A 14,432-nucleotide genomic window follows, 5' to 3' on the forward strand; every position below is an offset into this window, starting at 1 on the left:
GATCTCATATCAGGGACTTGTTCGCACCTTCCTTGAGCACTGCTAACACCTATGCCCATATTAGTACCGGGAACGTAATTCTTTTCTACCTGCCTTTAGCGCTGATGGTTAGCCTGATGTTGTTTTTCGGCTGGGCGGCATTACCAGGAATTATCATTTCCATCATCTGGTACAAATATCCGCAGGTTGGGTTATTTGAAATGCTCTCAATAATTTCGCACTTTATAGTTACGATAGTGCTTAGTTGGGGAGGGTATAAAGTTTTTGCTCCCCGGCGGAATAACGTTTCTTACGGTGACTCCCACCTGATGTTTCAGCACATGTTTTGGCAGGTTTTCTGCCCGGCAACGCTGTTTCTGCTATTCTTCCATTTCGCCGCGTTTGTGGGCGTCTATGAGAGCAAATCCGGCATGGTGGGCGTTATGCCCCTTAATACCGGCACGTTGATCAACTATCAGGCCATGCTGGCCGGGAATCTGGTTGGGGTTCCACTGTGCTACTTTATCATTCGCACGATTCGTAATCCTTTGTATATCAGAGGCTATTTATCTCAATTAAAGCAGCAGTTTGACACCAAAGTTACCAAAACAGAGTTTGCGGTCTGGCTGATTATATTGACCATACTAATGACATTGTTGTGTATGCCGCTAGATGAGCAAAGCTCGATATTTAGCACGAATTATACCTTGTCACTGCTGCTGCCCGTCATGCTATGGGGAGCAATGCGTTACGGTTATAAATTTATTTCGTTAATATGGATGCTCGTACTCATTACAGCAATTCATTATTATCAACGCTATATGCCCTGGTATTCGGGTTACGATGTGCAGCTTGCCATTACCTCATCGAGTTACCTGGTTTTCTCCTTCATCGTGAATTTTATTGCCGTACTGGCAACGCGCCAGAGAATTGTCGCCAGACATTCTCATCGTCTGGCCTTCTTTGACCCCATGGTGCATATTCCGAATTTGCGCGCTTTGAACCGGGATTTGAGAAAGGCGCCATGGTCAGTGCTTTGCTTTTTGAGTGTTCCGGGTATGGAACTGCTGGTGAAAAATTACGGCATTATGCTGCGTATCCAGTACAAGCAAAAACTTGCCCAGTGGGTAAAGCCATTGCTGAAACAAGATGAGCATGTCTATCAGTTATCGGGTAATGATTTAGTTCTGCGTTTTAACACCGAGTCGCATCAGGAGCGTATTGAAGCGCTGGACAGGCATATCAAGCAGTTTCGTTTTATCTGGGATGGCATGCCTTTACAGCCGCAGGTGGGGATTAGTTTTTGCTATGTCCGTTCTCCTGTTAACCACATCTACTTGTTACTGGGGGAGTTAAGCACCATCGCCGAGCTTTCTCTGGCGACTAATGCGCCAGAGAATTTGCAGCGCCGAGGCGTGATGCACCTGCAACGTGACCTGAAAGATAAGGTTGCGATGATGAATCGTCTGCAACTGGCGCTGGAGCACAATCGCTTTTTCCTGATGGCGCAGCCGATTTCAGGCGTGCGCGGCGATGTTTATCACGAAATTCTGCTGCGGCTAGAGGGGGATGATGGTAAAACCATCGGTCCTGACAGCTTCTTACCGGTAGCGCATGAGTTTGGATTGTCATCCAGCATCGATCTGTGGGTGATTGAAAATACGCTGAAGTTTATGGCGCAGAATCGGGAAAAAATGCCCGCCCGTCGGTTTGCTATTAACTTATCTCCCACGTCGGTATGCCGGGCCCGGCTTCCGCATGACATCAACCAACTACTGATTAAGTACAAAGTTGAACCGTGGCAGCTGATTTTTGAAGTAACGGAAAGCAATGCCTTAACCAATGCGGAACAGGCGCAGGCAACGCTACTGCAACTGCAATCATTGGGCTGTCAGATTGCGATTGATGATTTTGGTACCGGATATGCCAGCTATGCGCGGCTGAAGAATGTGAATGCCGATATCCTGAAAATTGATGGCAGCTTTATTCGCAACATCGTTTCGAATAGCCTCGACTATCAAATCGTGGCCTCTATTTGCCATCTGGCGCGGATGAAAAGAATGCTGGTGGTCGCGGAGTACGTCGAAAGCGAAGAAATACGCAGTGCGGTAATTTCGCTGGGGATTGATTACATGCAGGGGTATCTGATTGGTAAACCGCAGCCGTTGCATGAAATGCTGGAAGAACAGGTGCCAGAAGAACTGGCACCTGCTGAGAGCTTATGCGGCGATATCGGGTGAACTCTCTTCTTCAATTTTGAGTCGCCAGCCGGTAACGGCTTCCCAGTATTGCTGCTCTTTTTCCAGATCGAGCAGCACCAGCGCATTCTGGCTAAACCAGTCATGCGGAAAGCGTAAGGTCCAGTGGTTGTCGTCGGTAATTAGGGTCAGTGTCGGTGGCGTGGTGGTCGCCTGTCGCTGATTATTCAGCAGCACGCCCAGGCGCAACAGCTGAATTAACGGCAGAAACTGTTTTTTCTTGAACAGCGTAAAGCGGGGCAAATCATCCAGTTTCACCGCTTTGCGATGATATCGAACCAGGGTTGCCATCATCAGCTGTTGTTCCTGATTGAAACCCGGTAAATCGCTGTTTTGGAGGATATACGCCGAGTGGCGATGTAAACCGCTGTGGTTGATGTTCAGCCCAACCTCATGCAGCATCGCCGCCCAGCGCAGCAACGCTTCCAGTTGTGGATTGGCCAGCTTTGGCTGCTGCGTATGCCACTGGTCGTACATTTGCATCGTCGTTTCCAGTACGCGCCGGGCCTGTTCGCTGTCGATGTTGTACTGGTTCGCCAGGCTGCTCGCGGTACGGCTGCGAACGTCCTGGTGGCGAAAACGACCTTCCATCTCATACAGCACGCCTTCGCGTAGTGCACCATCAGAAAGGCGGAGTTCGCGGATAGCCAGTGCGTCAAAAACGCCGCACAGAATCGCGAGTCCCGGCACAAACACCGCTTTTCGCTCTTCAGACAGCCCCGGCAGGCTGAGCGCATCGAATGACGCATGCTTCAGCACTTCGGTTCGCAGTTTGTCCAGGCGTTCGGGGGTGATAAAACCATCTTTCTCACCCATCTCCAGCAGCACTTCGTGTGCCGCTTTAATCGTGCCCGACGCGCCCAGCGCAACGTTCCAGCCCTGAATGCGAAACTGCCAGGTTAAGGTTTCAAGCTTTTGCGCTGCCGCCATGCGCGCACGCTGGAAGTTTTCCCGACTAATAGCGCCGCCCGGGAAATACATCTGAGCAAAACTGACGCAGCCCATACGACGACTTTCCACCAGTTTGGGCTCGAAATCTTCGCCGATCACCAGTTCTGTTGAACCACCGCCGATATCAATAACCAGCTTACGACCCTTTTCCGGCTGGGTGTGCTCCACGCCCATAAAAATCAGTCGGGCTTCTTCATTACCGGAAATAATCTCAATCGGGTAGGGGATAACTTTTTCTGCTCGCTTGAGAAAATCGGTCGCATTTAGCGCCTGACGCAAAGTATGGGTTCCCACGATGCATACGCTTGATGGGGGAAAGCCCTGCAGACGTTCGGCGAACAGCGACAGGCAGCTTAATCCGCGCTCCATTGCCTCTTCGCTCAGCTTGTTATCTTCGCCGAGGCCATCCGCCAGATGAACGCGCTGTTTCAGTCGCCCGATAATCTGCATTGCGCCATCAACCACGCGGGCAATGACCATATGGAAACTGTTTGAACCAAGGTCGACCGCAGCAAATTCCTGCGGTCGTGGAGTCTTGTCGTGTATTGGCATAGCGTTAGTCAGGTTGCTCGAGTGATTTGATGTAGTCGTATATCGCCAATTGTGACTGAACCTTACGGCGGTTTCCGCGCGGTACGTAGCGATTACTGAGTTCTTTATCGATGAAGCGAGCCTTCACCGTGTCGCTGAACAGGATATCGATAATATCCAGCACACGCTGCTTAAGACGCGGGTCCAGCAGCGGTGTGGCGACTTCGATGCGATAGTCGATATTCCTGGTCATCCAGTCTGCGGAGGAGAGGTATACCTGCTTGTCGCCACCGTTTTCGAAGATATAAACCCGGTCGTGTTCAAGGTAGCGGTCAACTATGCTTATCACGCGAATATTGTCGCTAATGCCTTCCAGGTTCGGAATCAAAGAGCACATACCGCGAATCAATAAATTGACTGGCACGCCTGAGCTTGAGGCCGCATAGAGACGATCAACCAGGCCTTTATCGACCAGGTTATTCAGTTTTAGCGTGATACCGGAAGGCTGTCCTTGCTGCGCGTTGGCGATTTCTTTGTCAATCATCGCGTACAGCAAACGGCGCGAGTTCTGCGGAGAAACCAGCAGATAATCGAACGTCACCGGACGATACGGGTTCTCGATGAAGTTGAACACCCGACGAACCTCGTTGGTAATGCGTGAGTCGGCGGTAAGTAACGAGTAGTCGGTATAGAGACGCGCCGTTTTTTCGTTGAAGTTCCCCGTCCCGATATGTGCATAGCGCACAACTTCATCACCTTCTTTACGCGAGATAAGGAACAATTTGGCGTGAATTTTCAGGCCCGGCGCGGAGAAGATGACGTGAACGCCAGCCTCGGTAAGACGCTTGGCCCAATGAATGTTGGCTTCTTCATCAAAGCGAGCCTGCAACTCCACCACCACGGTGACTTTCTTACCGTTGTGCGCAGCATGGATCATCGAATCAATGATGCGCGAGTCTTTGGCCACACGGTAGATGTTGATTTTAATCGCCAGCACGCTCGGATCGAAAGAGGCCTGGCGCAACAGTTCAAGAACGTGCTCAAAAGTGTGATACGGATAATATAGCAGCACGTCGCGTTCGCGAACGGCGTCAAAGCCGTTACGAAACTTCTCGTTATCGAACCAGATATGGCGCAAACGCGGCAGCGGTTTGTTCACCAGGTTAGCTTTGCCAACGTTGGGGAAATTAATAAAGTCTTTGAAGTTATGGTAACGCCCGCCGGGAACAATCGAGTCGTAGCGAGAAATCGTCAGCTTTTCACGCAGTACCTCGACCAGCGCATTGGGCATGTCGCGCTGATAGACAAACCGTACAGGCTCTGCGGTCAGGCGCTGTTTCAGGCTGGACGACATTAGCTCCATCAGGCTCGATTCCATCTCGTGCACCAAATCGTATTCGGCGTCGCGAGTCATTTTCATCGAATAGGCGTTCAGCGCATCGTAATCAAAGAACCCTTTGAAAATGTCGTCAAGGCAGTAGCGTAAGATGTTGTCCAGCAGGATCATCGGTTTGCGACGGCGCGGGGTTTCCGGCGGTAGATTCACAAAACGGGGAACCTTGTCGGAAGGGATTTCCAGCAGCGCGTAGCGGATCGTATCGCCGCGGATAATTTCCACCGCCAGATAGGTGTAGTCATCTTTCAGAAACTGAACTAAATCCGTCTCGCGGTTAATCAGGATCGGTGTAATGTGCTGGCGAAGATATTGCTTGAAGTAATGGCGTAACCAGCTCTGTTGATTGACCGACAACTGACGTTCATTGATAAGGAAAATCTGGTTGCGCGCCATCTCCAGCAGCAACTCGTTGTACAGGCCGTCAAATTCCTGATCGGCTTTTAATACGCGGGCCTGGATTTTACCTAACAGATGGCGGGAGTGAGAGTTTGAACCCTGTTCTTCGCTAATAATGATTCGGCGCTTCAGTTCGGCAAAACGAACCTTATAAAACTCGTCGAGATTATTGGAATAGATGCCTAAGAAACGCATCCGTTCGATCAACGGGTTTGACTTATCAGCAGCTTCCTGGAGTACACGTTCGTTGAACGCTAACCAACTGAGTTCTTTCTCGATGTATAGCTTTTCCTGACCCATTACCACTTTTACTCCGTTTCATTCACGGGACACTACCGATTTATTATGGCGAGCATTGCTCTCAGATGTCCAACAGTGCCAGAAAAATATGACAATAAACCGTCTGATAGCAAAGAGAAAGGGGGAGCGTAGATGAATACCGGAGATGTTAACCGGAAAAGGTATTTATGCCTGTAAACCGGATGATGAGATCCGGTTTACAGGTTGATTTTATTCTTCGTCGGCGGCGTAGCCTTGTGGCGGCAGACGAACGCCGTCCAGCCATGCTGCGTTATCACGCATCTTCAGGCGACCATCAGTAAACCAGCTTACCACCAGCGGGTAAATGGTATGTTCCTGGGTCTGGACTCGTGCCGTGACATCATCTTCGCTGTCGCCTTCAAATACCGGAACCTTGGCCTGGAGAATAACCGGTCCGCCGTCCAGTTCATCGGTGACGAAATGGACGGAAGTGCCATGCTCTTCATCGCCGTTTTCCAGAACCTGACGGTGCGTGTGCAGGCCAGGATACTTCGGCAATAAAGACGGGTGGATATTCAGCAATCGTTCAGAATAGTGAGCAACAAACGCCGGACTTAGAATGCGCATATAACCGGCCAGCACCACGACATCGGGGGCATAAGCGTCGATTTCTTGTATCAGTTGCTGGTCGAATGCTTCGCGACTGGCAAACTGGGCGGCTTCCAGCGAGTGTGCAGGAATATTCGCTTCGCGTGCGCGCTCAAGGCCGAACGCATCGGCCTTGTTACTGAATACTGCACGTATGGTGCCATTGATTTTATTCTGTTCGCAGGCATCCATTATCGCCTGCAAATTGCTTCCGTTGCCGGAAATGAGCACCACAATGTTTTTCATTCAATGACCACACGCTGTTCGGAATCAGAAGCTTTGATGATACCGATTTTCCATGCGTTTTCACCTTTCTCATTGAGCAAAGCAAGGGCGTTGTCCACTTCAGAAGCTGGCAGGGCGATAACCATGCCTACGCCGCAGTTAAAGGTGCGATACATCTCATGCTGGCTGACGTTACCCGCCGTTTGCAGCCAGTTGAAGACGGCTGGCCACTGCCATGAAGATTCATCGATCACAGCCTGCGTGTTATCTGGCAGAACGCGTGGAATATTTTCCCAGAAACCACCGCCGGTCAGGTGGGCAATGGCATGCACATCAACCTTCTCAATCAATTCCAGAATGGATTTGACATAAATGCGGGTCGGGGCCAGTAAGTGATCGGCCAGCGGCTTGCCTTCAAGCTCGGTGGTTTCCGGGTCACAACCGCTGACTTCAACAATTTTGCGCACCAGAGAGTAGCCGTTGGAGTGCGGACCGCTGGAGCCGAGTGCAATCAGTACGTCGCCGTCAGCCACTTTTGAACCGTCGATGATCTCTGATTTTTCGACGACGCCAACGCAGAAGCCTGCCACGTCGTAATCTTCGCCGTGGTACATCCCCGGCATTTCAGCCGTTTCACCGCCGACAAGCGCACAGCCAGACTGCAGACAGCCTTCGGCAATACCGTTAATGACGCTGGCTGCGGTATCCACATCCAGTTTGCCGGTAGCATAGTAGTCGAGGAAAAACAGCGGCTCAGCGCCCTGAACCACGAGGTCGTTGACGCACATTGCGACGAGGTCAATGCCGATAGTGTCGTGGCGTTTCAGATCCATCGCCAGACGCAGTTTTGTTCCGACGCCATCAGTGCCGGAAACCAGTACCGGTTCACGATATTTTTGCGGCAATGCGCACAGCGCACCGAAGCCACCCAGACCACCCATAACTTCCGGACGACGAGTTTTCTTTACTACGCCTTTGATTCGATCAACCAGAGCATTACCTGCATCAATATCAACACCGGCATCTTTGTAGCTAAGAGAGGTTTTATCGGTCACTGCCTGCTTCCCCACATGTTTACTTGCAGTAAAAGTTAAATTCGGCGCAATTCTAACAGGGAAAGCAAACGTTTGCGAGCCTGCTCTGCATCAAGTTTTATGTGCTGATTTTTTCAGCATTTTACAATCATTTATCTATTTGTTTGAACTGCGCCACGAAAATGAAACCGGGTACAGTCTTGTGCTTGAAACCTGCCTGCTGAATACACAGTATCGTACTGAAACCGGTTTCTGTTTTCTGTTGCAGACCTCATCAACAGCGTTTTGCACAGAGTAATCACGAGAGGGGAAGGGGATGTCAGGATTTAAAGCAGATTTCATGTGGGGTGGTGCCGTAGCCGCTCATCAACTGGAAGGTGGCTGGCAGGAAGGTGGAAAAGGAATTAGCGTTGCCGATGTCATGACGGCGGGGGCGCATGGCGTGGCGCGTGAAATCACTGACGGTGTGATTGCCGGTAAAAACTACCCTAACCACGACGCCATCGATTTTTATCACCGCTATAAAGACGACATTAAACTGTTTGCCGAAATGGGGTTTAAATGTTTTCGTACTTCGATTGCCTGGACGCGTATTTTCCCCTTAGGCGACGAAGCGCAACCCAATGAGGCTGGCCTGCAGTTCTATGATGACCTGTTTGACGAATGCCTGAAATATGGCATTGAACCGGTGATTACGTTGTCGCATTTCGAGATGCCATACCATCTGGTGACGGAATATGGCGGCTGGCGTAACCGTAAGCTTATCGATTTCTTTGTCCGTTTTGCCGCAGTGGTTTTTACCCGTTACCAGCACAAAGTGAAGTACTGGATGACGTTTAATGAAATTAACAACCAGGCAAATTATCACGAAGACTTCGCGCCTTTTACTAACTCTGGCCTGAAATACCAGCCCGGTGAAGACCGCGAGCCGGTTATGTACCAGGCGGCGCACTATGAACTGGTGGCAAGCGCACTGGCGGTAAAGGCTGCGCGTGAGATTAACCCGGCATTGCAGATAGGGTGCATGATTGCCATGTGTCCTATCTATCCACTGACCTGCGCGCCGGACGATATGATGATGGCGATGAACGCCATGCACCGGCGTTACTGGTTTACCGATGTCCATGTGCGCGGCAAATACCCGCAGCATCTTCTCAACTACTTTGCCCGGCGTGGCTTTGATCTTGATATCACCGAGGAAGACCGTCAGGCGCTGACCGAGGGTTGTGTCGATTACATCGGCTTTAGCTACTATATGTCTTTCGCAACGCAGGCCACGGTAGACAACCCACAGCTGGACTACGACGAGTCGAAAAGCCTGGTTTCCAACCCGTACGTGCAGAAATCGGACTGGGGCTGGCAGATTGATCCCGTTGGTCTGCGCTATTCGCTGAACTGGTTCTGGGATCATTACCAACTGCCGCTGTTTATCGTAGAAAACGGCTTTGGTGCGATTGACGTGCAGCAGGCTGACGGCTCGGTAGATGATTCCTATCGTATTGACTATATGGCCGCACATATCAGCGAAATGAAAAAAGCGGTAGTGGAAGATGGCGTGGACCTGATGGGCTATACCCCGTGGGGCTGTATTGATTTAGTCTCGGCCGGGACGGGGGAGATGAAAAAACGCTACGGCTTTATCTATGTTGATAAAAATAATGACGGAAGCGGAACGTTAGCACGCTCGCCGAAGAAATCTTTTTCATGGTATCAAAACGTTATCCAGACCAATGCTGAATATCTATAAAATTCATAGTATTGACAGCCAGCCCCGCCAATAATGCGGGGCTTGTTTTATACTCATCATCCAGACGCAAACGACTTTGGTTGATCCATATCAAGCGTATCCAGTGTTGCGCCAGAGACGAAAAGCGGTATAATCCGGCGATTTTTTTTGTGGTTGCCACTCGTCTGAGGAAAGGAGAAGAGTATGAAGATCGTGGAAGTCAAACACCCACTCGTCAAACACAAGCTGGGACTGATGCGTGAAAACGACATCAGCACTAAACGCTTTCGTGAACTCGCCTCGGAAGTTGGCAGCCTGCTGACTTATGAAGCAACCGCTGGTCTGGAAACCGAAAAGGTGACCATTGAAGGCTGGAACGGTCCGGTTGAAGTTGACCAAATCAAAGGTAAAAAAATCACCGTTGTGCCAATCCTGCGTGCGGGCCTGGGCATGATGGAAGGCGTACTGGAAAACGTTCCGAGCGCGCGTATCAGCGTGGTTGGTATGTACCGTAACGAAGAAACGCTGGAGCCGGTTCCGTACTTCCAGAAGCTGGTATCTAACATCGATGAGCGTATGGCGCTGATCGTTGACCCGATGCTGGCAACCGGCGGTTCCGTTATCGCCACCATCGACCTGCTGAAAAATGCAGGCTGCACCAGCATTAAAGTGCTGGTCCTGGTTGCGGCACCGGAAGGTATCGCGGCACTGGAAAAAGCGCACCCGGATGTTGAGCTGTACACGGCCTCCATCGATCAGGGGTTGAACGAGCACGGATACATTATTCCGGGGCTCGGCGATGCCGGCGATAAGATTTTTGGTACCAAGTAAACGAATAAGTGAAAAGAAGCCGACTTTAAGAGTCGGCTTTTTTTTGAATATAACAACCCAAGGCTAATAACAAACAACACTCAGAGGAAAACACTATGACGCGCCGTGCTATCGGGGTGAGTGAAAGACCGCCGCTTTTACAGACAATCCCGCTTAGTTTGCAGCACCTGTTCGCCATGTTTGGCGCAACGGTACTGGTGCCAGTCCTGTTCCACATCAACCCGGCTACCGTTCTGCTGTTTAACGGCATTGGTACGTTGCTGTATCTCTTTATCTGTAAAGGTAAAATTCCTGCGTATCTGGGTTCCAGCTTCGCATTTATTTCCCCAGTACTGCTGTTGCTGCCGTTAGGGTATGAAGTGGCGCTGGGTGGTTTCATTATGTGCGGCGTTCTGTTCTGTCTGGTTTCTTTCATCGTTAAGAAAGCAGGAACCGGCTGGCTGGATGTCATGTTCCCTCCTGCGGCGATGGGCGCAATCGTTGCCGTCATCGGTCTGGAGCTGGCTGGCGTCGCTGCGGGCATGGCGGGGTTACTGCCCGCAGAGGGACAATTACCGGATTCAAAAACCATCATCATCTCAATGGTGACGCTGGCGGTTACGGTATTTGGCTCTGTACTGTTCCGCGGTTTTATGGCGATAATCCCGATTCTGATTGGGGTGCTGGCCGGTTACGCGCTCTCCTTCGTGATGGGGGTCGTGGACACCACGCCGATTGCGCAGGCCCACTGGTTTGCTCTGCCAACGTTCTACACGCCGCGCTTTGAATGGGTTGCCATTCTGACCATCCTGCCGGCGGCGCTGGTGGTCATCGCTGAACACGTTGGACACCTGGTGGTAACGGCGAATATCGTGAAAAAAGATTTGATTCGCGATCCTGGCCTGCATCGTTCTATGTTTGCCAACGGCCTGTCTACGGTTATCTCTGGTTTCTTCGGCTCTACGCCGAACACCACGTACGGCGAAAACATTGGCGTAATGGCGATTACCCGTGTTTACAGTACCTGGGTTATCGGCGGCGCGGCAATTTTTGCCATTCTGCTCTCCTGTGTGGGCAAACTGGCTGCGGCGATCCAAATCATTCCACTGCCGGTCATGGGGGGCGTATCGCTGCTGCTGTACGGCGTAATTGGTGCTTCCGGTATTCGCGTACTGATCGAGTCAAAAGTTGACTACAACAAAGCGCAAAACCTGATCCTGACCTCGGTTATTTTGATCATCGGCGTGAGTGGTGCGAAAGTTCACATTGGTGCCGCTGAGCTGAAAGGCATGGCGCTGGCGACCATTGTTGGCGTTTGTCTGAGCCTGATTTTCAAAGTTATCAGCCTGCTGCGTCCGGAAGAAGTCGTGCTTGACGCGGAAGATGCCGACAGTCCGCAACAGTAAATCTCTTACCGGGTGGCGATGCTGCCCGGTTCTATCACGACGTATTTCTGTGTTAAACTCAACGCGATTTTATGAAATCCTGGGTTGAGGTATCTCTGAACACACCGGCACAGCTCTCTTTGCCACTTTATCTTCCTGACGACGAAACTTTCGCAAGTTTCTGGCCGGGGGATAACTCCTCTTTACTGGCTGCACTGCAAAACGTGCTGCGTCAGGACCATAGCGGGTATATTTATCTCTGGTCGCGTGAAGGCGCTGGCCGTAGTCATTTGCTGCATGCAGCCTGTGCGGAACTGTCCGCGCGCGGCGATGCGGTAGGCTATGTGCCGCTCGACAAGCGTACATGGTTCGTCCCCGAGGTGCTCGACGGTATGGAGCATTTATCGCTAGTATGCATCGATAACATCGAATGTGTGGCCGGGGATTCGCTGTGGGAAATGGCGATCTTTGATCTCTACAACCGCATCCTGGAGTCGGGGAAAACGCGTCTGCTGATCACAGGCGATCGCCCGCCAAGACAGCTGAATCTGGGGTTGCCGGATCTCGCCTCGCGCCTGGACTGGGGACAAATCTACAAGCTGCAGCCGCTTTCCGATGAAGATAAGCTGCAGGCGTTGCAATTACGCGCCAGACTTCGTGGGTTTGAACTGCCGGAAGATGTGGGACGCTTCCTGCTCAAGCGTCTGGATCGAGAAATGCGTACGCTGTTTATGACGTTGGATCAGCTTGATCATGCATCGATCACTGCCCAGCGTAAGCTGACCATTCCATTCGTAAAAGAGATACTGAAGCTGTAAGCGCCGCAGCCGAAGAGACTGCGGCAGGTTTCAGGTTAACCGATGATTTCCAGTACCTGCTCCGGCGGGCGTCCAATTCGCGCCTGGCCTTTGGCAACCACAATCGGGCGCTCCATCAATTTCGGGTTTTCCACCATTGCCTGAATCAGCGCATCTTCACTCAGATTTACGTCCGCCAGATTAAGTGACTTATAGAGATCTTCTTTCTGGCGCATCAGCTCGCGCGCGCTGGACATGCCCAGCATCTGCAGCAATTCACGCAGGGTTGTGGCGTCAGCCGGGGTTTCCAGATACAACACCACTTCCGGGTCCACACCGTTAGACTTCAGTAACTCCAGCGTTTCACGGCTCTTGGAGCAGCGTGGGTTATGGTAGATTTTAATCGCGTCTGACATGACTTCTCCTTGCATAACAATCCTGCCGGATGGCGACCAAAAGACCTTATCTGGCCTACATATCGCCATCCGGCAAGGGTTCGATAATTACATTTTCGTATACGGTTTAAAGCGCTCTTGCAGTTGGCGTAGCTGGTCGATACGGGCATCGTATCTGGCCTGCTGCTGGCTACCCAGCTTGACTTGTGAGCTTGCGCTGCTGAGCATCGAAATCGCCTGATCCAGACGTCCTGCGAGGGCATACCCTTCCGCGCGGGCCGCCAGCTCCTGATCGCGGTTGTTCAGGTTGGCTTCCGTTTGCGCTAACAGATCCCAGCCGTTAGGGTCGTTCTTATGGTTAAACGTATAGCGATTCAGGATGGTCGCCGCCTCTTTGGCTTGCCCGGCCTGTAAATACGCATTTGCCAGGTTGAGCTGCAGTACCGGGTTGGTGCGCAGGTCGCGGGCGTTTTTCAACCGATTAATGGCATCGCTGGTTTTCTTCTGGCCGAGATCGATATCCGTTGCCAGGTCGAGGTACCAGGCATTGTTAGCATCTGCCGCCAGCAGCGGTTGTAGTGCTTTACGTGCCTCGTCATATTTACTGGCCTCCATTGCCTGCAATGCCCGGCCATACTGCGCCGCACGTTGCTCACGTATGTTGCCTTTCGACCAGTTACTCAGCAGGTCATCGGTCAGCTGGTTGCGACCAGAGTTGTACATGCCTAAGGTGCGTGCCTTGGCCAGATAAAAATCTTCTGAAGACTGGACGACAGCCGGACGCATTTGGTTGGCGCGGTTACGGGCATCCGACAGACGGCTTTCTGGCAGGGGGTGAGTCAGCAAAATTTCTGGTGGACGCGAAGAGTAACGGGCCTGATCGAGCAATTTTTCCAGAAATGTCGGCATGGCCTGGGGATCGAATCCCGAGCGTTGCAGTACCTGAATACCGATGCGGTCTGCTTCCTGTTCGTTTTGTTGCGTAAAGCTAATCATCCCCTGACGTGTACCCGCCAGCGTACCGGTCAGCGCCGCCATACCTGCTTGCGGGCTGGCCATCGCCAATAAAATTGACCCTAACGCACCCACCCACGTTAGCGGCGCGCTGCGTTTCTGGTCTTCCATTGCGCGCGCCAGGTGACGCTGCGTAACGTGGGAAATTTCGTGCGCCATAACCGATGCCAGTTGGCTTTCGTTATCGGAATAGCGGAACAGTGCGGAGTGCAAAACAACGTTGCCGCCAAAGAAAGCAAAGGCGTTGATTTCATCGTTGTTAATCAAAAAGAAGGTGAAGGGCGTTTTTACCGAGTCGGCGTGCGAGACCAGACGCATCCCCAGCGCATTAATGTATTGCGTCAGCAACGGATCGTTAATTAATGGCGCACTGCCGCGCAGCTGGCGCACATAATAATCGCCCATCTGCATTTCCTGTCCTATGGAAAGCGTACTCCCTGCCGAGGTTCCCATATCAGGTAGGGTGTCCGCGGTTTCTGCAAATGCGGGCGCAACCTGACCGATGGTCAGTGCAGCAATGAGGGTAGCAACCAGGTTTTTTTTCAACTGCCTGAACATAACCTCTGTCCTGTATTCTTTTTTGAGATAGCCATTTGACCAATGCCGTGAAGTTTCGTTCACACTCC

Annotated in this window: 10 protein-coding genes and 1 pseudogene; 5 read left to right on the plus strand and 6 right to left on the minus strand. The window is 51.6% G+C overall.

The features are described 5' to 3' along the window. Positions 1–17: 17 nt before the first annotated feature. Positions 18–2,219, plus strand: a pseudogene (locus tag HV311_RS06680) (sensor domain-containing phosphodiesterase); the annotation flags it as partial. Here HV311_RS06680 and ppx read toward each other — a convergent pair. The 4 genes from ppx to purM all read right to left on the minus strand — a co-directional run bounded on the left by ppx (position 2,199) and on the right by purM (position 7,700). Further along, positions 2,199–3,740 carry an exopolyphosphatase gene (ppx, locus tag HV311_RS06685; RefSeq protein WP_016153985.1) on the minus strand — a complete coding sequence of 514 codons (1,542 nt, stop codon included), beginning with the start codon at positions 3,738–3,740 and terminating at the stop codon, positions 2,199–2,201. The pseudogene HV311_RS06680 and the gene ppx sit on opposite strands and share 21 nt — an antisense overlap. Positions 3,741–3,744: 4 nt before the next feature. Beyond that, positions 3,745–5,811 carry a polyphosphate kinase 1 gene (gene ppk1, locus HV311_RS06690; protein WP_003835119.1) on the minus strand — a complete coding sequence of 689 codons (2,067 nt, stop codon included), beginning with the start codon at positions 5,809–5,811 and terminating at the stop codon, positions 3,745–3,747. A gap of 210 nt (positions 5,812–6,021) precedes the next feature. Further along, positions 6,022–6,666, minus strand: coding sequence for a phosphoribosylglycinamide formyltransferase (gene purN, locus HV311_RS06695; RefSeq protein ID WP_016153983.1), 645 nt, complete (start codon positions 6,664–6,666; stop codon positions 6,022–6,024). Continuing rightward, positions 6,663–7,700 carry a phosphoribosylformylglycinamidine cyclo-ligase gene (purM, locus tag HV311_RS06700; RefSeq protein ID WP_016157121.1) on the minus strand — a complete coding sequence of 346 codons (1,038 nt, stop codon included), beginning with the start codon at positions 7,698–7,700 and terminating at the stop codon, positions 6,663–6,665. The genes purN and purM overlap by 4 nt, the downstream gene beginning before the upstream one ends. 295 nt (positions 7,701–7,995) lie before the next feature. Between purM and HV311_RS06705 the strand changes: the two genes are divergently transcribed. The 4 genes from HV311_RS06705 (at position 7,996) to HV311_RS06720 (ending at position 12,418) form a co-directional block, all read left to right on the plus strand. Beyond that, positions 7,996–9,426, plus strand: a complete 1,431-nt coding sequence (locus HV311_RS06705) for a 6-phospho-beta-glucosidase (RefSeq protein ID WP_155574448.1) — start codon at positions 7,996–7,998, stop codon at positions 9,424–9,426. A 183-nt stretch (positions 9,427–9,609) separates the two neighbouring features. Then, positions 9,610–10,236, plus strand: coding sequence for a uracil phosphoribosyltransferase (gene upp / locus HV311_RS06710; protein WP_003835110.1), 627 nt, complete (start codon positions 9,610–9,612; stop codon positions 10,234–10,236). 95 nt (positions 10,237–10,331) lie between these two features. Beyond that, positions 10,332–11,621, plus strand: a complete 1,290-nt coding sequence (uraA, locus tag HV311_RS06715) for a uracil permease (RefSeq protein WP_016157119.1) — start codon at positions 10,332–10,334, stop codon at positions 11,619–11,621. A 95-nt stretch (positions 11,622–11,716) separates the two neighbouring features. Continuing rightward, on the plus strand, positions 11,717–12,418 hold the full coding sequence (locus HV311_RS06720; protein ID WP_200049399.1) for a DnaA inactivator Hda: 702 nt from the start codon (positions 11,717–11,719) through the stop codon (positions 12,416–12,418). 35 nt (positions 12,419–12,453) lie between these two features. On the opposite strand, the gene arsC is transcribed toward HV311_RS06720, so the two are convergent. Both arsC and bepA read right to left on the minus strand, forming a co-directional pair. Beyond that, positions 12,454–12,813, minus strand: a complete 360-nt coding sequence (gene arsC / locus HV311_RS06725; protein ID WP_046275209.1) for an arsenate reductase (glutaredoxin) — start codon at positions 12,811–12,813, stop codon at positions 12,454–12,456. Between the two features lie 87 nt (positions 12,814–12,900). After that, positions 12,901–14,364: a beta-barrel assembly-enhancing protease gene (gene bepA, locus HV311_RS06730; protein ID WP_047501595.1), complete on the minus strand. Its 1,464-nt coding sequence runs from the start codon at positions 14,362–14,364 to the stop codon at positions 12,901–12,903. Positions 14,365–14,432: the final 68 nt, after the last annotated feature.

Origin of the sequence: Citrobacter sp. RHBSTW-00881, from assembly GCF_013728515.1 — a bacterium.
Lineage (GTDB): Bacteria > Pseudomonadota > Gammaproteobacteria > Enterobacterales > Enterobacteriaceae > Citrobacter > Citrobacter braakii.